This window comes from Zavarzinia sp., assembly GCF_049306435.1.
Taxonomy (GTDB): domain Bacteria; phylum Pseudomonadota; class Alphaproteobacteria; order Zavarziniales; family Zavarziniaceae; genus Zavarzinia.
In genome coordinates, this window is the sequence record NZ_JBAQRT010000005.1 from 1 (window position 1) to 20,132 (window position 20,132).

The following is a 20,132-nucleotide window of genomic DNA, read 5'->3' on the forward strand; positions in this document are numbered from 1 at the left end:
TCCATCTCTTCCTCCGGTTATCATTATCGCCGGCTGCCCCGGCTTCTCCGACCTGAACCCTAGGCCCCGCCCCCGAAAGCCGGAAGTGGCCCAAGGCGAATTCTCCGTTCACCCTCGCGAACAATGATCGGCAGGGCCGATATCAGCCCTGCCCCTGCTCGAGGAAGGGCGGACGCTCGCCGCCGCCATGCACTTCAAGGGCCGCGCCGGTGACATGGGCCGCCATCTCGCTGCCGAGGAAGAGGACGGCGTTGGCGATATCGCGGGGCGCCGCCATGCGCCCCTGCGGCAGCGCCGCCTCGATCCGGGCGAGGCCCTCGGCGCCGCCATAGTGATCGAGCGCGGCCTCGGTCCGGATCATGCCGGCGACGATGGCGTTCACCCGCACGGCAGGCGCCCATTCCTGGCCGAGGGAGCGGGTGAGCGAGACGAGCCCCGCCTTGGCCGCGCCATAGACCGCCGTGCCGGGCGACGGCCGCGCCGCCGACACAGACGCAATATTGACGATCGCCCCGCCCGTTTCCTGCCCGCGCATGACGAGGCAGGCGCTTTGCGAGAGATAGAGCGGCCCGAGCAGGTTGAGGCGGAGGATCGCCTCGGCGAAGCGGGGCGAGGATGTCGCGGCATCGGCATTGGGCGAGCCGCCGGCATTGTTGACGAGGAGATCGAGCCGGCCGAACAGTTCGACCGCTGTATCGACGAGGCGCTTGCCCTGTTCCGGGTCGCGCACGTCGGCGGTAACGAACACCGCCTCGCGCCCCGCCGCCGAGACCGGGATATCGGGCGCGTTACGGCCGCAGATCACGACATGGGCGCCCGCCGCCAGCAGGCTTTCGGCGATCACCTTGCCGGTGCCCTTGGTGCCGCCGGTGACGATCGCGACCTTGCCCGTATAGTCGATGCCCATGCCCTGTTCCTCGTCATCCCGGCGAAGGCCGGGATCTGTCGACGGTTACGCCCCCTCGTCTGAAGGCCCCGGCCTTCGCCGGGGCGACGAGACGGAAGCCTCAGAATTCCGAGTAGCGGAAGTTGCCGTTGTCGATCGCTATATCGGCGCCCGAAATGAATTTCGACTCGTCGGAAGCGAGGAACAGCACGAGATTGGCGACGTCTTCCGGGTAGCAGAAACGGTGCCCCATGGGCGACTGCTTGATCATCTCGACATCGGCGTCGGGTGGCAGGCCCATCTGGGCCAGCACCATCGGCGTCAGGATGCCGTCGGGACACAGCGCATTACAGCGGATGGCGTAGCCGCCGGTCTTGGCGTGGGCGTTGACGCTGCGGGTGAGCGAGACGACGGCGGATTTCGCGGCGGCATAGGCGAAATAGTTGGGACTGCCGAGGTGCGATGTCACCGATCCCATGTTGATGATGTTGCCGCCCTTTTCCTTCATGTTGAGGACGCCGTGCTTGCAGCCGAGATAGTAACCGGTGACATTCACGTTTAGCGTCTTCTGCCAATCCTCGATGCTCATGTATTCGATCGAGGCCTGGATGAGGATGCCGGCATTGTTGACGAGCACGTCGACATGGCCGAATTTTTCCTTCGCGGCGGCAAAGGCGGCGACCCAGTCCTCTTCCCTGGTGATGTTCAGCGGCAGAGCGATGGCCTCGCCGCCGATTTCCGCCGCCGTCGCCTTCGCCGTCTCGAAATTGGCGTCGGTCGCGATGATCTTCGCGCCTTCCCGAGCCAGCAGCAGGGCATCGGCCCGGCCGGCACCGCTGCCGGCGCCCGTGATCATCACCACCTTGTCCTGTACGCGGCCCATTACGTCTTTCCTTCTTGTCTCCGCCCGGCCTTCAGGCCCGGGCGGCTTGCTGCGGCGGCAGGTCCTGGTCCTGATTGGTCCTCGCGGCCGCGATGTCGTTGACGGCGATGAAGCCGAAGGTCATGGCCGGTCCGAGGGTGGAGCCCGCGCCGGGATAGGATTCCGCCATGATCGAGGCCGAGCAGTTGCCGATGGCGTAGAGACCGGCGATCGGCTCCCCCGCCTCGTCGAGGACACGCGCCCGCGCGTCGGTCTTCATGCCGCCCTTGGTGCCGATGTCGCCGAGATCGACGCGCATGGCATAAAAGGGCGCCTTTTCGATCGGGCCGAGGCAGGGGTTCGGCTTCACGAAGCGATCGCCGAAATAGCGGTCATAGACATTGTCGCCCCGGCCGAATTCCGTGTCCTTGCCGGTGCGGGCGTAAGTGTTCATCTGGGCCACGGTCTCGGCCAGGCTTTGCGCCGGCACGCCGATCTTGCCGGCGAGTTCGGCGATGGAGCCGGCGCTATAGATCACGCTGTCGAACCATTCGGGTGGCAGGCTGCGGTCGGGCTGCATCATGCCGGGCATGATGCCGCCGACGACGTAATTCCTGCGGAAAGTCGCGTCGAACACCATCCAGCAGGTCAGGCCGGCGCCGGTCTTCTGGTGCTCGGTGATCATGGCATAGCCGAAATCATTGTAGGAAATCGCCTCGTTGACGAAGCGGCGCCCCGCCGGATTGACGATCACGCTGCCCGGCCAGCCGCGTTCCATGAACATGCCGACGCGGGATTCGGTGTTGGGCGTGTCGCGCGACGGCAGGCGCATGGTCGGCGCCCACCAGGCGAGATCCATGAACTCGAGCGCGGCGCCCATCTCCCGCCCGGCGCGGATGGCATCGCCCGTGTTGTTGGGGTAAGGCGTAACTGACCAGGTATCCGAGGTCGGCTGCGGCAGATGGGCCTGACGCATTTCCGCGCTGCGCTCGAAACCACCGGCGGCGAGGATGACCCCCCGCCGGGCCGTGATCGTCATGTCCTTGCCATCGCGGGAGATGACGGCGCCGGTCACCCGTTCGCCGTCGCGGGTCAGGCGTTGCAGCCTTGCATTGATCACCCGCGGCACGCCGCGCCTGACGAGCCCGCGCAGCAGACCGCCCGCCAGCGCATTGCCCATCGACAGGCGGCGGTCGCGCTTCGTCTTCATCCGCCAGCCAAGATCGGTCGCATAGGCCCCGATCAGCTTGAGAAGGACGAGCGGCCAGCCCGGCTTCTTGGTCGTGATCGCCCGGGCTTCCTTGACGGTCAGGGAGATCCGCCCGAACAGGCGCATCAGGGCATAGGGCTCGCGCAGGCGCCAGTAATCGTCGCCCAACTCGCTGCCGTCGACCGCGTCCGGGTCCATGGTGCGGCCGCCCGGCAGGGCGCCTTCCCGGTCCGGGTAGTAGTCGGGATATTCCATCACCGCCTTGAAGCCGAGGCCGACCTGATCCTTGGTGTAGCGAACCATGGGCATGGCGTTGTCGACATAGGCGGCCAGTTTCTCGTCCGCGACCTGGCCCCTGGTGCAGGCGCGCAGATAGGTCAGGGCCTTGGCCCGGTCGTCGAGGCCGCCGAGATCGTCGTTGCAGGGCACCCAGATCGCCCCGCCCGAGACGGCGGAGGTGCCGCCGAAACGATCGCTCTTCTCGACGAGGAGGACGGAGAGGCCGAGATCATGGGCCCGGTTGGCCGCCAGCATCCCGCCCGCGCCACTGCCGACGACGATGACGTCGAAGACCGCGCCATCGGCGATGCTGTCGCTGCCTGTTCCCAGGGTCATGCCCGTTTCCCCCTCGCCACGTCTTGTCCTCCCCTGTCCCGGGGATGTCGGCGCCATTCTTGCCCTGAGCCCTGTCCCGGCATCGTCCCGTTGGACTAGGCGCCCGTTTTCACCGCCCCAGCAGCGTGTTGCGCAGGGCGCCGCCCTCGCCCACCTCGGTCATCAGGGTCGAGGTGACGCGGAAGGTGCTGCGGGCGATCCACCAGCGGCCGTCTTCGCGGATGTATTCGTCCTCGTAATAGCCCGAGACCTGCGCGGCCGAACTTGTGTCGAGGTTGATCTGATGGAAATAGAGATCCCAGGTGCCATGCGCGCGGTCGGGTCCGTCGAGCACGATCACCGGGTTCTGGGCGTGATGCATGTCGAGGATTGTGTCGCGGCAGCCGACCATCTCGAACAGGTTGACGAAGGACTCCCGCCCTTCGTGCACGCCCATATAGGCGGCGTCGATCACCGCGTCCGGGCGGAAGCAATTGCGCACCACATCCGGCTGCTTGCGGTCGCAGCCCCGGAAATAGCTGTGCTTCAACTCGTGAATAGCCGCCTTGTCCTCGAGCGCGGCAATGCGCGCGGCAAGGCTCTCTAACGTCTCGGCCATGGCCACCCTCCCCTTGTTATGGGGGAAGATTAGCGGGGCGGCGGGGCGTCCGCCTCGCCCGTATGGACGAGGTCCGCCGCCTCCGGCACGGGCCGGCCGTCGAGGAAGGCTGCGATCATGGCGTTCACCGTCTGCGGCGCATCCTGCTGCACCCAATGGGAGACGCCGGGCAGGTAGCGGATGGTGATGCCGGGCACCAGGGCCTCGGTCCCCACGGTCAATTCCTTGCCGAGGGCGGCATCCGCCTCGCCCCAGATCATCAGGGTCGGCACGGTCAGTTTCGGCACCGGCGGCATTCTGGTCCCGCCCGGCCGGGGCAGGCGGATATTGGCACGGTAGTAGTTCAGCATCCCGGTCAGCGCGCCGGGGCGAAGGGCGTTGCGCTGATATTCCGCCAGCACGTCGGGCGGGAAATTGCCCTTGTTGCGGGCGTGGCCGACGAAGATCTGGCCAATGGCGGCGGCCCCGTCCCGCGACAGGGCGAATTCCGGCAACCAGGGGATCTGGAAGAAGAACATGTACCAGGACCGGCGCAGCTGCGCGAAGCGCCGCAGGCCCTGAAAGAACAGCACCGGGTGCGGCATGTTCAGGATGATGAATTTTTCCAGCGGGCGCAGGCCGCGCAGGGCGAAGGCCCAGGCGATGGCACCGCCCCAGTCGTGGGCGACGAGGGTGACCGGCCCCGTGATCCCCCGCGCCCTCGCGGCATCGATCAGCCCGGCGACATCGTCGGCGAGGTGATCGAGCGTGTAGTTGCTGCGCCCCTGCGGCCGCGTGGTCAGGCCATAGCCGCGCAGGTTGGGCGCCCAGGCGGTATAGCCCCGTTCGGCGAAGACCGGCAGCTGCGCCCGCCAGGAATATTTCGATTCGGGAAATCCATGCAGCAGCAGCGCGAATTTCTCGCCGCTGCCCGCCTGATCGACCTCGAAATCGAGGCCATTGGCCGACACCCTGATCGTTTCCATCTCTCTCCGCCCGATTCTAGTTTGTATGGACGATGCGCAAGCGCGATTGTGCCCCAGAATCCCCGCCCAAAGACAGGGGGAGGATAGCGCATGGCATCGGGTCGGGTTTCCGTCGTCACGGGGGCCAGCCGTGGCCTTGGCCGTGGCATCGCCATCGCGCTGGGCGCGGCGGGCGATACCGTCTATGTCACCGGACGCAGCAAGGATGCCCCCACCGGCAACTGGCCGGGCACCATCCATGAGACGGCGGCGGCGATCGACGCCGCCGGGGGCAAGGGCATCGCCGTCGCCTGCGATCACCTCGACGATACCCAGACGAAGGCCGTCTTCGACCAGGTGCTGGCGGAACAGGGAAGGCTGGACGTTCTCGTCAACAATGCCTTCGCCATGCAGGATTTTTCCGCCCTGCCCGGCAATTTCTGGGAACGCGATCTGGACGAATGGACGCAGCAGATCGATGTCGGCCTGCGCTCATCCTATGTCGCCTGCGTCTATGGCATCCCTTTGCTGATCAAGGCCGGGCGCGGCCTGATCGTGAACACGTCGTCGGTCGGCGCGCGGGCGCATCTGCACCCCCTGCCCTACGGCCTCTCGAAGATCGGCCAGGACAAGCTGGCCGCCGACATGGCGCCCGATCTCCAGCCCCACAACATCTGCGCCCTGTCGTTCTGGCACGGCCTCGTCAAGACGGACCGCACCCTGCTCGGCCTCGAGCATTTCCCCCAGATGTTCGAGGGGATCGGCGGCTATGCCGGGGCGGAAAGCCCGGGCTTCGGCGGCATGATCATCGATGCGCTGTGGCGCGACAAGGACCTCATGCGGCTGTCGGGCGGGACGTTCTATACTTCGGAACTCGCCCTGCATTACGGCATCAGGGACGAGGGCGATCATCAGCCCATTTCCTTCCGCCAGTTCTTCGGCGCGCCCCTGTTCGAGAAGCCGCTGTGATGGTCGCCGGCGCCGTGGCTCGCCCGATCCTGTGGTGGGCGCTGCTCGGGCTGGGTTTCCTCGGGCTTCAGGCCTATGTCTTCGGCGCCTGGATCCTGTCGGACGATTTCCGGCCCATCGCCCCCGGCCCCGATGCCCTGACCCCGCTTGGCGAAATCACCATGCGGGGCCTCGCGGCGAGCTTCCCCGTCCTTGGCATCGTCGGCGGCATCTGGGTCCTCGCCACCATCCTGCGTGGCCGCGAGCTGTCGACGATCCAGATCTTGATGATCGGCTGCGGTCTGTGCCTGTGGCAGGATGCGACGGTCAACCTCGTGCGGCCGGTCGCGCTCTACAACACCCATTATCCCAACATGGGCACCTGGGCCGAGCATATTCCCTGGTGGTTCAGCCCCAATGGCGGCCGCAACGCCCAGCCCCTGACCTTCCAGTCCGCGCTTTACTTCGTCATGGTGCCGATCTGGGTGCTGACCGCCTTCTGGGTGATGAAGGGGGCGAAACGCCGGTGGCCAAGGCTGGTCGGGCCTCATCTCGTGCTGATCGCGATCGCCTTCATCACCATCGCCCAGACCGGGGCCGAAGTCGCCATGGTGCGGGGCGAGATCTTCGCCTATGGCGGCGTGATCCACGCGCTTTCGGTCTTCCCCGGCACGCGCTGGCAATTTCCGGTCTATGGCGCCTTCCTGTGGGCGATCGGCACCGTCGCCCTGGGCTGCCTGCTCTACTGGCGTGGCGAGAATGGCCGCACGATCGTCGAAGCCGGGATCGAGCGGGTGAATACCGGCGTGTTCGGCCGGAACATCCTGCGCAGCCTCGCCATGGCCAGCGCGGCCAATCTGGCCATCCTCGCCTATTACCTCGGCTTCATGTTCGTCTCGCTCTATTCCGATCCCTGGCCGACGGATTTTCCCAGCTATTTCAGCAACGGGATCTGCGGCCCCGGCACCGGCTATGCCTGCCCTTCGCCCGACCTGCCGATCCCCGGCCGGGGTGTCGCCCCCGCCCCCCTCTGATCCGCGGCCCGAGGATTGCACTGCCCGTGAAGACAGTCCGTTTCCGGGCGTGCCACCACCCGGCTCGCCTCGGCAGGAAATGGCGGGGACCCGCCGTTTCGGCGGGTAGCAGACCTCGCCCTGAAGGCCCTCCGGGCGATCGGTTGGTGGTCCTAGTCCATATAGGTGATGATGATCGTTGCGGGGGTTCCTAACCTCCGCCACAAGGTGATGAACGCCCCGAAACAAGGGGGCCATCCGATGTTGTGTGGGAGGACGACATGGCAGCAGTCGAGAACGACATCCGGGTCATCCAGGCGGACCGGCCGCCACAGCGCTATGCCCGGGGCTGGCACTGCCTCGGGATCGCCGATGGTTTCCGGGACGGCAAGGCCCATTCCCTCGATGTCTTCGGCACCCGCGTCGCCGTCTTCGCCGATTCCACCGGCAAGCTGAATGTCGTCGACGGCTATTGCCCGCACATGGGCGCCGACCTTGGCGAAGGCACGATCAAGGGCGACAATCTGTCCTGTCCGTTCCACGGTTGGCAGTGGGGCGGCGACGGCAAGTGCAAGGCCATTCCCTATGCCGGCCGCGTCCCGCCGCGCGCCCGCATCAAGTCCTGGCCGACGCTGGAAGAGAACAAGCAGCTCTTCATCTGGCACGATGTCGAGGGTAGCCTGCCCGATCCCGCCGTCCGCATTCCCCGCATCGAGGAATGTTTCACCGGCGAATGGTCCGAGTGGATCTGGGAGACGGTGAAGATCGACATCAACTGCCGCGAGCTGATCGACAATGTGGCCGACATGGCCCATTTCTATTACGTGCACGGCGCCCGCGCGACCTACTTCAAGAACACCTTCGAGAAGCACGTCGCCCGTCAGGAAATGCGCGGCAAGCCCCGCGCCGACCTGAAGGTGTCGGGCGACAACATGGCGTTCGGCGGCGCCGAGGTGGTGATCGACGAGCTTTATTCCGTCGCCACCTATTACGGCCCGTCCTACATGATCGACGAACTCTCGTCGGTCGTGAACGGGATGACGGTCGAGGCCTATCTCATCAACTGCCATGTGCCGATCGATCACGACAGCTTCACGCTGCACGTCGGCCTGATGGTGAAGAAACTGCCCTTCCTCGACGACGAGATGAACGCGCAGATCGCCCAGATGTACGCGACGGGTAACCGGGACGGTTTCTTCCAGGATGTCGCGATCTGGAAGAGCAAGCGCCGCATCGACAACCCGCTGCTGTGCGAGGCCGATGGCCCCGTCTATCAGCTGCGCCGCTGGTACGAGCAGTTCTATGTCGATGTCGCCGACATCGCGCCCGACATGACCGACAAGTTCGAGGTCGAAATGGACCTGACAAGGTCCAACGAGATGTGGGTGGCCGACGAGGCCGCCAACAAAGCCGCCCAGCAGGCCGCCGAATAGGCCCGCCTGCCCTCGGGGCAACTGTACTAGAGCTCCCCAACTTCGCCGCCCCTCCCGGGCGGCGTTTTTTTTGGCTACAGCCGCGGCAGGCCCAGGCCGAACGGCGGCACGGCGCCGGTCACGCCCGAGAAGCGATAGCGGTTGCTGGGCGCGGTGATGCGGGCGGCCGAGGCCACCATGTTCATGGACCAGGTGCGCCGCCGCAGCACGATGCAGGGCAGGCGTGCCGGCACCTGCAGCAGCCGCGCCAGCTCCGGCCCCGGCAGTGCCGCCTCGAACACCTGTTCCGCCGCCTGCAGGGGGCCGAGCGCCATCAGGTGGTCGTAAGGGGTAACACAGGTGAAATCCTGATCGAGAAATTGGGGCGCGAAGGCGAGATTGGCGCAGCGGTCCTCGTGCTGCACCGGCACGCCATCGGCGAGATGCAGCAGCACGGCGCGGCCATAGCGCGTGCCGGCGCCAAGCCCCATGAAGGCGAGCATGTCCGGTTCCGCCTCGGCGGCGAGATGGATCACGCGGCAGCCATAGGCCTGGCCGCCGGCCCGGACCGCCTCGGCGATATTGTTGATCTCGAACATCGCCTGTTCGGTCTTGCGCGCCGCGACGAAGGAGCCGACGCCCTGCACCCGCGTGACCGCCCCTGCCTGTTCCAGCTCGCGCAGGGCCCGGTTGGCGGTCATGCGCGAGACGCCGAAACGCTTGATCAGGTCGAGCTCCGACGGGATGCGGTCGCCCGGACGCAGGCGGCCGGCCGCGATCTCGTCACTGACATAGGCCTTGAGGCGCTGATACTGCGGCAGGGGATCGTCCATCGCCTCGAAACCTTGTCACGCTCACTTGACATGACATGTATATACATGTTGGGATCGGACGCAAGAAAACACCACCGACCCCGAGGAGCCTCTATCGTGGCACATTTCCCCCTGCCCCTGCCAGACGCCGAGCAGATCGAGACTTTCGACCGCGATGGCGCCATCGTGCTGCGCGGCGTGTTCAAGGATTGGGTCGAGCCCTTGCGGGAGGGCACGAAGGCGCTGATGGCGGCGCCGAGCCCCCTCGAGCGGTCGTATCAGCCGGCGGACGGCAGCGCGCCGTTCTTCCAGGACCTGTGCAACTGGCAGCGTATCCCCCAATACCGCCGCTTCGTCGAAGACTCGGGGGCCGGCGCGATCGCCGCCGCCCTGATGCAGTCGAAGACCGCGCGCTTCTTCCACGATCATATCCTGGTGAAGGAGCCCGGCAATTCGATCGTCACGCCCTGGCATCAGGACCTGCCCTATTACTGCGTCAGCGGCGAGAAGAGCGTGTCCATGTGGATCCCGCTCGATCCGGTGCCGCGCGAAATCGCGCTGGAAATGGTGGCGGGATCGCACCGCTGGGGCCGCAGCTACAAGCCGATGCGCTTCGACGGCACCGAGCTTTATACCGGTGATCCCGCCGTGCCCATGCCCGACATCGACGGCCACCGGACCGATTATGATATCCGCGGCTGGGCGGTCGAGCCGGGCGATGCCGTCTGCTTCCACTTCGCGACGGTGCATGGCGCCGCCGCCAACCTCTCGAAACAGAACCGCCGCCGGGTCTTTTCCGCGCGCTGGGTTGGCGACGGCGCCCATTTCATCGATCGCGGCGGCAGGGGCTCGCCCCCGTTCAAGCATCTGAGCCTGAAGACCGGCGACGCGCTGGACGGACCGGATTTCCCGGATCTGGCGGCGTGACCCGGCTCGTCCCATAGTTCTCCGCCCCGAAGGGCCGGGCTCGGGAGAGTTCCTCCGCCCGGCCCCGGCATGTCACTTCGCTATTCGACGCAGGTTGCTGGGGGTGAAGTAACCCTCTTCGGGTTGCCATGTGAAATCGATGTCCGACTTTTCCTCGTTGTTGAGGCCAAGGGTCAGATACCGGTCGTCATGCAGATCATAGAGGACTTCGGTCGTGTAGAACGGCACCGTGTCCTGCGAGAACTGCATCAGGTGACCTTCGGCGACACGCCACAGGGCGCCGCGCCCGTCGTAGTGATCGACGGCCAAGGCCGACCAGCTGTCCTCGTCGAGGTAAAACACGCGGCGAGCATAGACATGGCGCAGATCCGGCTTCAGCGTGGCCTCGACCACCCACACCCGGTGCAACTCGAAGCGCAGCAAGTCGGGGTTCATGTGCGCCGGCTTCAGGATGTCCTTGTAGGTATTTCCACGCGAGTCGAGCAGGTTGGCATTGTAGGGAACGTAGAATTCCTTCCTGCCGACCAGTTTCCAGTCATAGCGATCGATCGCGCCATTGAACATGTCGTAATTGTCGGTCGTGCGGGCACCGTCCGCCGCCGTGCCGGGATTGTCGTAGGCGACTTCCGGCGCGCGCAACACCCGGCGCTGCCCCGAGTTGTAGACCCAGGACTGGCGCGGTTCCTTGACGACATTGATCTTGTCGACCACCAGCAACACCGTCCCGGCGAGCCTCTGCGGGGCCAGCACGTTCTGGATGGCGAAGAACAGGTTGTTGGCGTTCTCGGCCGTGTCCGGCAACGATGACTTGAAGGCGAAGAGATCGTTGATCACCACCGGCAGGAACGAGCCGTCGCCCTGTACCACGCTCTGGGTCATGATCCGGTTCAGCGTGTTGCCGCGATAACGGACCAGATGGTTCCAGATCGCTTCCTGACCCGTGCGCGGCATGGGAAACGGGACGGTGGACAGGCCCAGATTGTCGATGCCGTTGCCATCATCGACCAGTTCCGCCCTGGTCGCCTGCGCCTTGATCCGGGCATAGACCTCGGCCGGCAGGGCGGCGCTGCGCCGTGTCGGGTAGATATTCATGTAATAGGTTTCGGGATACCGCTCCAGCATGGCGACGGCGCCCGGCGTCAGCCTGTCGCGGTATTGCGCGAGATTGGCCGCGTTGATGCGGAACAGCGGCTTGTCTCCCGGATAGGGGTTCGGCTCGGAGATGCCGGGGATCGTGCCCGGCAACATGGCCGTGATCCCGCCGTCCCAGGCCGGGATGGAGCCATCGGCGTTTCCCGCCTTGATGGCGCCGACGGGTGTGAGGTCGGCGCCCAGCCGGGCGGCTTCCTGATCGCTGATGCGGGCCAGGGCCGGCGCCGCCGCCAACAGGCAGGCGGCCGCGACCACGAAACGAAGGGCCTTGTTTGCCACTGCTTTGTCTCCCGTTCTTGCCGACATCAGAAGCGCACACTGGCGCTGAGAGCGAAGAAATCGCGGTCCTTGCCGTAGTGGTAATCGCCACCGAAGAAGGTCGTCCACGACGTGCCGAGGCTGTAGGACTGATAATCGAAGTCGACCCCGACAGCCGCCGCGATCCGGCCTTCGGCGAAGGTCCCGTCACTGGCGTAACCGTTGACATCATGCGACCACCCGACGAACGGCTTCGCGTTCACCCCCAGGAGGAGATTGGGATAGTCGAAGACCGCCCGCGCCCGATAGCCCCAGGAGAAATCGGTGACGAACCCTTCGTCGGCGCATTTCTTCGGCACCGCCGCCGAGCAGATGCCGTTGTAGGTCGCCGAGCCGAAAACCGTCGGCCGGCCGTAACGACGGCCGTCATTCAGACCGCTGAGAAATTCCGCGCCGACCTCGCCGACCAGCGAAACACCGCCAGCGCCGAGCATCGGCGGCAGGACCTTGAGGAAACTGGCCTGCACCCGGGTTTGCTGGGCCTCGTCGTAACCTTTGAAGAGCGCGCCGAAAGGCAGGGCGAGGGCATCGGGCGACAGCGGCGAAGACGGCGACGCCCCTCCCGTCAGGAAGGCGACCAGCAAATCATTGGCGTTGAGCGAGACCGGGGCCTCGGGCCGGTGGCTGACCTCGCCATAGACCGACACGCCATCGATGGCCGTCGCGAAGCTGAGGCCGAAGAGCTGGATATCCTCCGGGTAGTCGATCCGATAGCCGAAATTGCCGCTGGCGCCGGGGATGTAGGGCCCGCCATTCGTCGCCGTATGCTTGACCACGCTGATATAGGGCGTGCGGCTGTGATAGTTCATGTAATAGGCGCCGAACTCGACATCGAGATCGCGGCTGTAGTAGCGGAGCGAGGCGCCGTACTGACCGCCATCGTCAGGTTCGATGTCGTCGCCCCGCCCCAGGATCATACTGGTCGTGGCATCCGCCTGGGCGGCGCTGATGGTCAGGCCGTTGCAACCCTTGGCGACACCATCGATGGTCGAGAAAAAGGTGCCGCAGCCGTCAACGACCGTGGGCCGCCATTCGAGCTGGTAGAATGCCTCGAGGCTGAGATCCTGCGTGATCCCGAAATTGCCATAAGCCATGCCGACCGGCATCAGGCCTTCCTTGATTTCGGCGCCCGGACGGCGAAAGGCGGAGACGTCGATCGGGTTGATCGAATTGATGCCGCCGCCGATGAAGGTGGCCTCGCCCCAGCTGACGACCTGGCGGCCGACACGAAGATCGAGCGGGTGTTGGCCGATATCGAAGGTGCCGTAGACATAGGCATCGAGCAGGGCGATGCCCTTGACCTTGGCCAGGGTTTCGAAGCCGCTGTCGTCCAGCGAAACCCCTGGCTGGTTGTGGTTCACGATATTGCCGTGCGCCCGGTCTCCCTGGGCGAGCTCGTGGTCGTACCAGGCCTTGCCGCTGAAATTGGCGCCGAAATCGCCGTAGCGAAACTTGATCTCGGTCAGGGCCTTGAAGGGGCTCGAGACCACGTCGCCATCACCGAAATTGAGTGACGCATCGTCGAAGGCGCTGGAGGACGCGGTGCCACCCGGCAGATTGCCCGCCGCGATGAATTCCTTGTCCGGCTCGTCGGTCCGGACCAGCACGCCCGCGCTGAGCACCGCCGAGATCGAGATGTCCACGTCTCCCACGTTGAACACCTCGGCTTTCGCACCGCCGGCCTGGCTCAAGGCAATACCGGTCAGTGCCGCCGCCATTATGGCACGGTTCTTCATTGGATCCCTCCCTGCGGGAACTCTATAGGTTCCCTTGCCCCTGATGCCGCGGGTTTTGCCCGCTCGTGTTTTGTCCTGCGAACCCCTGTCGAAGCAGTGCCGTCGTCCAATCGGACGATGCGGCGTCAAAAACTGTGAAGCAATACAAAATGAATGCAATTCATTTTTTTTGCGAATGATTCTCAAAAATGGATATTCGACGCCCGGAAGGGACGGCAAGGGCTGCCTCTCCGCCCTTCAGGCGGAGAGCGCGGAATGAGGTTGGTCAGCGCGCCGCCAGCAGCCTGTCGAGCCAGCGGGTGTCCATCTCGGGCACGGAATTCAGCAGGGTCCTGGTGTAGTCCTTGCGCGGCGGGAACAGGACATCGGCCTTGGTCCCGCTGTCGACCACCTTGCCGTGGCGCATGACGACGACATCGTCGGCGATTGCCTTCACCGTCGCCAGCTCGTGGGTGATGAAGAGATAGGACAGCTTCATCTCGGCCTGCAGGCGCATCAGGAGCTTGAGGATACCTTCGGCGACCAGCTGGTCGAGGGCGGAGGTCACCTCGTCGCAGATCACGACCTCCGGCTCCGCCGCCAGCGCCCTCGCGATGCCAATACGCTGCTTCTGGCCGCCGGACAATTCGCCCGGATAGCGATCGGCGAAGGCCTTGGGCAGTTCGATCATCTCCAGCATCTCGCCGACCTTCGCGGTGACGGCGGCGCGGTCGAGTCCGAGATAGAACTGCATCGGTCGGCCGATGATGTCGCGGATCTTCTGGCGGGGATTAAGCGCCGTGTCCGCCATCTGATAAATCATCTGGATGCGCTGGCGATCCTCGCGCGTGCGTCCGGCGAGGGTGGGCGACAGCGGCCCGCCGTCGATCAGCACATGGCCTTGCCCAGGCGGCAACAGGCCGGCGATGACCCGGGCCAGGGTCGATTTGCCGGACCCGGATTCGCCGACCACGGCGACGGTGCGGCCCCGGTGCAGGTCGACGCTGACATCGTCGAGCACGGTCACGCCCTGGCCATAGGCGGCGGTGACATGCCGCACCGACAGCACGGGATCGAGAGCCGGCGGCGGCGCCAGCGGCTTTTCCATGTGCCGCACGGCCCAGAGCGACCGAGTATATTCCTCGCGCGGGGAGGCCATCATGGTCGCCGCCGGGGCTTCCTCGACCTCGCGGCCATATTGCAGGACCTTGATGCGGTCGGCCATCTGGGCGACCACGGCGAGGTCGTGGGTGATATAGATCGCCGCCGTCTGGAACTGGCGGACGATATCCTTGATCGAGGCGAGAACCTCGATCTGGGTGGTGACGTCGAGCGCGGTCGTCGGCTCGTCGAAGATGATCAGGTCGGGCCGGCAGGCCATGGCCATGGCGGTCATCGCGCGCTGCAACTGCCCGCCCGAGACCTGATGCGGATAGCGAAAGCCGATCTCGTTCGGCGTCGGCAGCTGCATCCTTGCGTAGAGCGCCTTGGCATCGGCGTAAGCCTCCGCCTTCGACTTCACGCCATGGCGGATAGGGCCTTCGGCATATTGATCGATCAGGCGGTGAGCCGGGTTGAAGGCGGCGGCGGCGCTTTGCGCGACATAGGCGATGCGGGCGCCGCGCAGGTGCCGCTTCACCGCCTCGGACGCGGTCGCGAGATCGGTGCCATCGAAGCGGATGCTGCCGCCGGCGATCCGGCAGCCCTCGCGGGCGAAGCCCATGGCGGCGAGGCCGATGGTGGATTTGCCCGCGCCGGATTCGCCGATCAGGCCGAGAATCTCGCCCCGGTGCAGATCGAGATCGACGCCATGGACGATTTCATTCCAGGCCCCCTCGCTGGTGCGCGCCTCGATCTTCAGCCCGCGGATTTCGAGGAGGAGACCGCCCCGGGCCCTGCTGTCGTCCATCATGCCCGTGCCCCGCTCGCCTTTGCCAGTACCCAGTCGACGATGAAATTGACCGCCACGGTCAGGATGGCGATGGCAAGGCCGGGCAGCACCGGCGTGATGTCGCCGAAGGTGATCAGCGTCGCATTGTCCCTGACCATGGAGCCCCAGTCGGCCAGCGGCGGCTGGATGCCGATGCCGAGGAAGGACAGGGCCGAAATGAACAGGAAGACGAAGCAGAAGCGGACGCCGAATTCGGCGATCAGGGGCGGCAGCACATTGGGCAGCACCTCGCGCCGGACGATCCACCACAGGCCCTCGCCCCGGAGCCGGGCTGCCTCGACGAAATCGAGCACGACGACATTCATCGCGACCGAGCGCGCCAGCCGGAACACCCGCGTCGAATCGAGGAGGGCGACGACGGCGACCAGCACCGGCACCGAGGTGCCGAAGATGGTCAGCAGCAGCAGGGCATAAATGAGCTGCGGGATCGCCATCAGGATATCGACGAGCCACGACAGCGCGGTATCGACCCAGCCGCCCCGCACGGCGGCGAACATGCCGAGGAGGCCGCCGACGGTGAAGGACAGGGCGGTGATCAGCAGGGCGATACCGATCGTGTTGCGCGCGCCATAGATCAGCCGGCTGAACATGTCGCGGCCGATATTGTCAGTGCCGAGAAGGAAGGCCCCGCCCCAGGGATCATACTGGCTGCTGACCACCTGGGACTCGCCAAAGGGCGCGATCCAATGGGCGAACAGGGCGACGAAGGCATAGGTGAAGACCACCGCCATGCCGATAAGGGCGGTGGGCGGGATCTGGGCGATGCGGCGAAGGGCGCGTGTCATGATGCGTCCCCCTCAGCGCGGATGGAGAAGGCGCGGGTTGCTGACGATCGACAGCACATCCGCGAGCAGGTTCAGGAGAATATAGGTCGCGGCGAAGATCATGCTCGCCACCTGGACGACCGGCAGGTCCCGCTTGGAGACGGAATCGACCAGCAGCTGGCCAAGGCCCGGATAGACGAAAACCACCTCGACGAGAACGACGCCGACGATGAGATAGGCGATATTCACCGCGATCACATTGATGATCGGCGCCAGCGCATTGGGCAGCGCGTGCTGGACGATGACGCGCCAGGGCGCGATGCCCTTCAGGCGCGCCATCTCGATATAGGGCGTCGAGAGCACGTTGATGATCGCCGCCCGCGTCATCCGCATCATATGCGCCGTCGTCACCATGGTCAGGGTCACCGCCGGCAGCAGGCAGACATAGAGCCGCTCGCCCAGCGGCGTATCCAGCGAGACCTGCGAGAAACTGGGAAACCAGCCCAGTTGGATCGCGAAGACGAGCACCAGGACATAGGCGACGAAGAATTCCGGGAAGGAAATCGCGCCCAGGGTCGAGATGTTGATCGCCCGGTCGAGCACGCTGTTGCGATAGAGCGCGGCGACAATGCCGAGGCTGACCGCCAGCGGCACCGCGATCACGGCGGCATAGGCGGCGAGGAAGAAGGTGTTGAACAGGCGCCCGCCCAGCACGTCGGCGATGCGGATGTCGCCCGACAGCGAGGTGCCGAGGTCGCCCTGCAGCATCCCGCCCAGCCAGTGCAGGTAACGGATATGGGCCGGCAGGTCGAGACCGAGGCGGCCGCGCAGCGCGGCCACGGTTTCCGGCGTGCCGGATTTGCCGAGGACGGCGGCGGCGAAATCGCCCGGCAACAACTCGACCCCGAAAAAGATGATCAGCGAGACCATGAACAGGGTCACGAAGCCGATGGCGAGGCGCCGCGCCACCATGGCGACGACGGGGTGGACGCCGGCCCGCGCCGCGCCTTCGATCCGCTCGCTCACGGCAGCATTTTCCCGGGGTTCATCAGATTATGCGGATCGATCGCCGCCTTGATCGCACGCATCGCGGCGACGGCGGGATCGCCCAGCTCCTCGACCATGAATTTCCGCTTTCCGAGGCCGACGCCGTGCTCGCCCGTGCAGGTGCCTTCCATGGCGATGGCGCGGGCGGCCAGATCCTCGGAAATTCGCATCGCCTCGGCCGTCTCCGTCGGATCGTCGGGATCGAACAGGATGTAGAGATGGAAATTGCCGTCGCCGACATGCCCGACCAGCGGCGCCGGCAGCGAACATCGCGCGAGGTCGGCCTTGGTTTCGGCGATACATTCGACGAGGCGGGAAATCGGCACGCAGACATCGGTCGACATGCCGCGCGCGCCGGGCTTCAACAGTTTCGACGAGGCGACGGCCATGTAGCGCGCGTGCCAGAGGGCGCGGCGCTCCTCCTCGTTGGCGGCCCAGCGGAAATCGCTGCCGCCATTGCCCTGCGCGAGGTCGCGCACGATCTCGATCTCGGCCGCGACACCCTTGGCGTTGCCGGCGAATTCGAGGAACAGCATCGGCTGTTCGGGGAAATTCGTCTTGCAGTAGAGGTTGATCGCCTTCAGCTGCACTTCATCGGCGACTTCGATGCGGGACATGTTGATGCCGCACTGAAGCACCTCTACCACGGTGCGCACGGCGCTTTCCATGTCGGGGAAGGAACAGGTCGCGGCCGAGACCTGTTCGGGAATGCCGGCCAGCTTCAGGTTCAGCTCGGTGATGATGCCGAGCGTGCCTTCCGAGCCGATGAAGAGACGGGTGAGGTCATAGCCGGCCGAGGATTTCTTGGCCCGCTGGCCGCTGCGCAGGATGGTACCATCGGGCAGCACGGCGCGCAGCGACAGCACCATGTCCTTCATCGTGCCATAACGAACGGCGTTGGTGCCGGAGGCCCGGGTGGCGGCCATGCCGCCGAAGGTCGCTTCCCCCGCGGGATCGACCGGGAAGAACAGGCCCTGGTCGCGGATATGCTCGTTCAGCTCGACCCGCGTCACCCCGGGCTCGACCGTGCAATCCATGTCGTCCGGGCGAACGGCGATGATCCGCTTCATGGCCGAGAGATCGATGGAGAGGCCGCCCTGCATGGCCTGGACCTGCCCCTCGACCGAGGTGCCGGCGCCGAAGGGCACGATGGGCAGGCGATGGTCGGCGCAGATACGAACCGCCTCCGACACTTCGGCCTCGTTCTCCGCGAAGAAGACGGCATCGGGCAGCGCGGTCGGATGCCATGATTCGCCATGGCCATGCTGATCCCGGATCGCCGAAGCGGTGCTGAGCCGATCCCCGAACCGCGCCGCAAGCGCCGCGATCGCCAATTGCCTGTCGTTCGTCATCGTGACCGTTCGAACCCCACGAAACCTGCGACCGCCGGAACGGCGGCCCGGGGCGATCTTCGCACCCGCCGCCCGGCAGGTTCAATCCTGCTGCCTGGGCAAAATCTTCGATCAGACATTTCGAATTGTAAATACATAAATATGCGCCTTGCCCGAACATGGCCGCTACATTGGCCACAAGATGCCATCGACAGCCGGTTTATTGTCCGTACAATGGTCACGAATTGCGTAGCCTGAAGGACCGCCTGCCATGGATTCAGTCAAGCCCTTGATCCGCGACGAGGTCGCATCGCTGCCGGCCTATAATGCCGGCCTGCACCCCGAAAATCTGCGCCGCCAGCTCGGCCTCGCCCGGATCGTGAAGCTGGACAGCAACGAGAATCCCTTCGGCCCGTCGCCGAAGGCGATCGAGGCGGTGAAGGCGGCGGCCAGCACCCTGTACCGCTATCCAGACCGGAATGAAACCGCCCTGCGCGCCCTGATATCCGGGGCGCTGGGCGTGGAGCCCGACCGTCTCGCCTTCGGCGACGGCTCGGAAGACCTGATCGGCATCATCTATCGCATGTGCATGCGCCCGGGCGAGGTCGCGGTGACCACCGTGCCCAGCTTCGGCCTGCACCAGATCTGGGCCGAGGTGCTGGGCGCCCGCGCCCTGCTGCTGCCCTTCGAGGAGGGCTGGCGTTTCCCCGTCGCCGCCATCGAGCGGGCGTTGGCGGATCGCCCCCGGGTCCTGATCCTGGCCAGCCCGTCCAATCCCGTCGGCGTCGTCATGACGGCCGAGGATGTCGACCGGGTGCTTGCCGCCTGCGGGCCGGAAACCCTGGTCATTTTCGATGAAGCCTATGTCGAGTTCATCTCGCCCGAGGCGCGTGTCGATGTCCTCGCCCGGCTGGCCCGGCACGAAGGTCCGTGGGTCGTGCTGCGCACCTTTTCCAAGGCTTACGGCCTCGCCGGCCTTCGTCTTGGCTATGCCATCGCGCGGGACGCGGATTTCATCCGCAATCTCTACAAGGTGCGCTCGCCCTTCGCGGTCAACGCGGCGGCGCTGGCGGCGGCGGAGGCGGCTTTCGCCGACACCCAGCACCTCGGCATGGTGACCGGCGCCATCAGGGGGTTGCGCGGGGAACTCCGCGCCGCCCTGATGAAACGCGGGCTGAAGGTCGCGCCGAGTGAGGGCAACTCCCTGTTCTTCGACGTGAAAAAGGACAGCAAGGCGGTCACGGCGGCGCTGCGCGAGAAGGGCGTGCTGATCAAGCCCTGGCTCGAAGCCGGTTACACCAGCTTCGTCCGCGTCTCGATCGGCACCCGCTCGGAGAACGAGCTATTCCTGACCGCGCTCGACGCCGCGCTCGCCTGAGGCCCGGCGATGCCGGCGCCCCTGCGTGCACGCGGCCCCGGCCTTCGCCGGGGCGACGCCCTACAGGCTGACGGGCGCGGCGACGGTGGCCAGTACCGCCCCCGCCGGCACAAGCGCCGGGCGGTAGCGGTTGACGACGATGCCCGCCGCCTGGAAGCGAAGTTCCAGCGGCGGACGCAGGGGCTCGTCCACATCATGCAGCCAGCCGGCGACCTGATCGGCCTCGACGGTCGCGCCGAGCTCGAAGGC

General features: G+C 65.8%; 17 protein-coding genes and 1 pseudogene. 5 read left to right on the forward strand and 13 right to left on the reverse strand.

All coding sequences use genetic code 11. From position 1 onward, the window contains the following. Positions 1-142 precede the first annotated feature (142 nt). From WAZ62_RS00340 to WAZ62_RS00360, 5 genes are all read right to left on the reverse strand, one after another. On the reverse strand, positions 143-907 hold the full coding sequence (locus WAZ62_RS00340) for an SDR family oxidoreductase (RefSeq protein WP_422641540.1): 765 nt from the start codon (positions 905-907) through the stop codon (positions 143-145). A 100-nt stretch (positions 908-1,007) separates the two neighbouring features. Continuing rightward, entirely contained in the window at positions 1,008-1,769 is a 762-nt protein-coding gene (locus WAZ62_RS00345) for an SDR family NAD(P)-dependent oxidoreductase (RefSeq protein ID WP_422641541.1), read from the reverse strand. Between the two features lie 31 nt (positions 1,770-1,800). Next, positions 1,801-3,573, reverse strand: a complete 1,773-nt coding sequence (locus tag WAZ62_RS00350) for an FAD-dependent oxidoreductase (protein WP_422641542.1) — start codon at positions 3,571-3,573, stop codon at positions 1,801-1,803. A gap of 109 nt (positions 3,574-3,682) precedes the next feature. Further along, on the reverse strand, positions 3,683-4,171 hold the full coding sequence (locus WAZ62_RS00355) for a nuclear transport factor 2 family protein (protein WP_422641543.1): 489 nt from the start codon (positions 4,169-4,171) through the stop codon (positions 3,683-3,685). 29 nt (positions 4,172-4,200) lie between these two features. Next, positions 4,201-5,136 carry an alpha/beta fold hydrolase gene (locus WAZ62_RS00360; protein WP_422641544.1) on the reverse strand — a complete coding sequence of 312 codons (936 nt, stop codon included), beginning with the start codon at positions 5,134-5,136 and terminating at the stop codon, positions 4,201-4,203. A gap of 90 nt (positions 5,137-5,226) precedes the next feature. Between WAZ62_RS00360 and WAZ62_RS00365 the strand changes: the two genes are divergently transcribed. From WAZ62_RS00365 to WAZ62_RS00375, 3 genes are all read left to right on the forward strand, one after another. Then, positions 5,227-6,084 carry an SDR family NAD(P)-dependent oxidoreductase gene (locus WAZ62_RS00365; protein WP_422641545.1) on the forward strand — a complete coding sequence of 286 codons (858 nt, stop codon included), beginning with the start codon at positions 5,227-5,229 and terminating at the stop codon, positions 6,082-6,084. Further along, on the forward strand, positions 6,084-7,097 hold the full coding sequence (locus WAZ62_RS00370; protein WP_422641546.1) for a spirocyclase AveC family protein: 1,014 nt from the start codon (positions 6,084-6,086) through the stop codon (positions 7,095-7,097). The genes WAZ62_RS00365 and WAZ62_RS00370 overlap by 1 nt, the downstream gene beginning before the upstream one ends. Before the next feature lie 260 nt (positions 7,098-7,357). Then, positions 7,358-8,509: a Rieske 2Fe-2S domain-containing protein gene (locus WAZ62_RS00375; protein WP_422641547.1), complete on the forward strand. Its 1,152-nt coding sequence runs from the start codon at positions 7,358-7,360 to the stop codon at positions 8,507-8,509. 74 nt (positions 8,510-8,583) lie between these two features. Here WAZ62_RS00375 and WAZ62_RS00380 read toward each other — a convergent pair whose 3' ends face one another. Next, positions 8,584-9,321 carry a UTRA domain-containing protein gene (locus WAZ62_RS00380; RefSeq protein WP_422641548.1) on the reverse strand — a complete coding sequence of 246 codons (738 nt, stop codon included), beginning with the start codon at positions 9,319-9,321 and terminating at the stop codon, positions 8,584-8,586. Between the two features lie 96 nt (positions 9,322-9,417). Between WAZ62_RS00380 and WAZ62_RS00385 the strand changes: the two genes are divergently transcribed. After that, a complete protein-coding gene (locus WAZ62_RS00385; RefSeq protein WP_422641549.1) occupies positions 9,418-10,227 on the forward strand; it encodes a phytanoyl-CoA dioxygenase family protein in 810 nt (269 codons plus the stop codon). A gap of 72 nt (positions 10,228-10,299) precedes the next feature. Here the strand turns inward: WAZ62_RS00385 and WAZ62_RS00390 are convergent, their stop codons facing one another. The 6 genes from WAZ62_RS00390 to WAZ62_RS00415 form a co-directional block, all read right to left on the reverse strand. Further along, positions 10,300-11,658, reverse strand: coding sequence for a DUF1329 domain-containing protein (locus tag WAZ62_RS00390; RefSeq protein WP_422641550.1), 1,359 nt, complete (start codon positions 11,656-11,658; stop codon positions 10,300-10,302). 26 nt (positions 11,659-11,684) lie between these two features. Then, entirely contained in the window at positions 11,685-13,433 is a 1,749-nt protein-coding gene (locus WAZ62_RS00395) for a DUF1302 domain-containing protein (RefSeq protein ID WP_422641551.1), read from the reverse strand. Between the two features lie 265 nt (positions 13,434-13,698). Then, complete coding sequence (locus WAZ62_RS00400; RefSeq protein WP_422641552.1) at positions 13,699-15,324, reverse strand: ABC transporter ATP-binding protein; 1,626 nt, start codon at positions 15,322-15,324, stop codon at positions 13,699-13,701. Beyond that, positions 15,321-16,148 (reverse strand): ABC transporter permease, encoded by an 828-nt coding sequence (locus WAZ62_RS00405; RefSeq protein ID WP_422641553.1) that lies wholly within the window; start codon positions 16,146-16,148, stop codon positions 15,321-15,323. Before WAZ62_RS00405 ends, WAZ62_RS00400 begins: the two co-directional genes overlap by 4 nt. A gap of 12 nt (positions 16,149-16,160) precedes the next feature. Continuing rightward, complete coding sequence (locus WAZ62_RS00410; protein WP_422641554.1) at positions 16,161-17,153, reverse strand: ABC transporter permease; 993 nt, start codon at positions 17,151-17,153, stop codon at positions 16,161-16,163. Then, positions 17,150-18,526 carry an FAD-binding oxidoreductase gene (locus WAZ62_RS00415; RefSeq protein ID WP_422641555.1) on the reverse strand — a complete coding sequence of 459 codons (1,377 nt, stop codon included), beginning with the start codon at positions 18,524-18,526 and terminating at the stop codon, positions 17,150-17,152. Before WAZ62_RS00415 ends, WAZ62_RS00410 begins: the two co-directional genes overlap by 4 nt. Positions 18,527-18,776: 250 nt before the next feature. Here WAZ62_RS00415 and hisC point away from each other — a divergent pair, with 250 nt between their 5' ends. After that, positions 18,777-19,883: a histidinol-phosphate transaminase gene (hisC, locus tag WAZ62_RS00420; protein ID WP_422641556.1), complete on the forward strand. Its 1,107-nt coding sequence runs from the start codon at positions 18,777-18,779 to the stop codon at positions 19,881-19,883. A gap of 60 nt (positions 19,884-19,943) precedes the next feature. Here hisC and WAZ62_RS00425 read toward each other — a convergent pair. Next, positions 19,944-20,132, reverse strand: a pseudogene (locus WAZ62_RS00425) (deacylase); the annotation flags it as partial.

What these genes read in the sequence shown, in the direction of transcription:
- WAZ62_RS00340 (WP_422641540.1), bottom strand. Translation starts at nt 907, where the DNA reads ATGGGCATCGACTATACGGGCAAGGTCGCGATCGTCACCGGCGGCACC.
- WAZ62_RS00345 (WP_422641541.1), bottom strand. Translation starts at nt 1,769, where the DNA reads ATGGGCCGCGTACAGGACAAGGTGGTGATGATCACGGGCGCCGGCAGC.
- WAZ62_RS00350 (WP_422641542.1), bottom strand. Translation starts at nt 3,573, where the DNA reads ATGACCCTGGGAACAGGCAGCGACAGCATCGCCGATGGCGCGGTCTTC.
- WAZ62_RS00355 (WP_422641543.1), bottom strand. Translation starts at nt 4,171, where the DNA reads ATGGCCGAGACGTTAGAGAGCCTTGCCGCGCGCATTGCCGCGCTCGAG.
- WAZ62_RS00360 (WP_422641544.1), bottom strand. Translation starts at nt 5,136, where the DNA reads ATGGAAACGATCAGGGTGTCGGCCAATGGCCTCGATTTCGAGGTCGAT.
- WAZ62_RS00365 (WP_422641545.1), top strand. Translation starts at nt 5,227, where the DNA reads ATGGCATCGGGTCGGGTTTCCGTCGTCACGGGGGCCAGCCGTGGCCTT.
- WAZ62_RS00370 (WP_422641546.1), top strand. Translation starts at nt 6,084, where the DNA reads ATGGTCGCCGGCGCCGTGGCTCGCCCGATCCTGTGGTGGGCGCTGCTC.
- WAZ62_RS00375 (WP_422641547.1), top strand. Translation starts at nt 7,358, where the DNA reads ATGGCAGCAGTCGAGAACGACATCCGGGTCATCCAGGCGGACCGGCCG.
- WAZ62_RS00380 (WP_422641548.1), bottom strand. Translation starts at nt 9,321, where the DNA reads ATGGACGATCCCCTGCCGCAGTATCAGCGCCTCAAGGCCTATGTCAGT.
- WAZ62_RS00395 (WP_422641551.1), bottom strand. Translation starts at nt 13,433, where the DNA reads ATGAAGAACCGTGCCATAATGGCGGCGGCACTGACCGGTATTGCCTTG.
- WAZ62_RS00400 (WP_422641552.1), bottom strand. Translation starts at nt 15,324, where the DNA reads ATGATGGACGACAGCAGGGCCCGGGGCGGTCTCCTCCTCGAAATCCGC.
- WAZ62_RS00405 (WP_422641553.1), bottom strand. Translation starts at nt 16,148, where the DNA reads ATGACACGCGCCCTTCGCCGCATCGCCCAGATCCCGCCCACCGCCCTT.
- WAZ62_RS00415 (WP_422641555.1), bottom strand. Translation starts at nt 18,526, where the DNA reads ATGACGAACGACAGGCAATTGGCGATCGCGGCGCTTGCGGCGCGGTTC.
- hisC (WP_422641556.1), top strand. Translation starts at nt 18,777, where the DNA reads ATGGATTCAGTCAAGCCCTTGATCCGCGACGAGGTCGCATCGCTGCCG.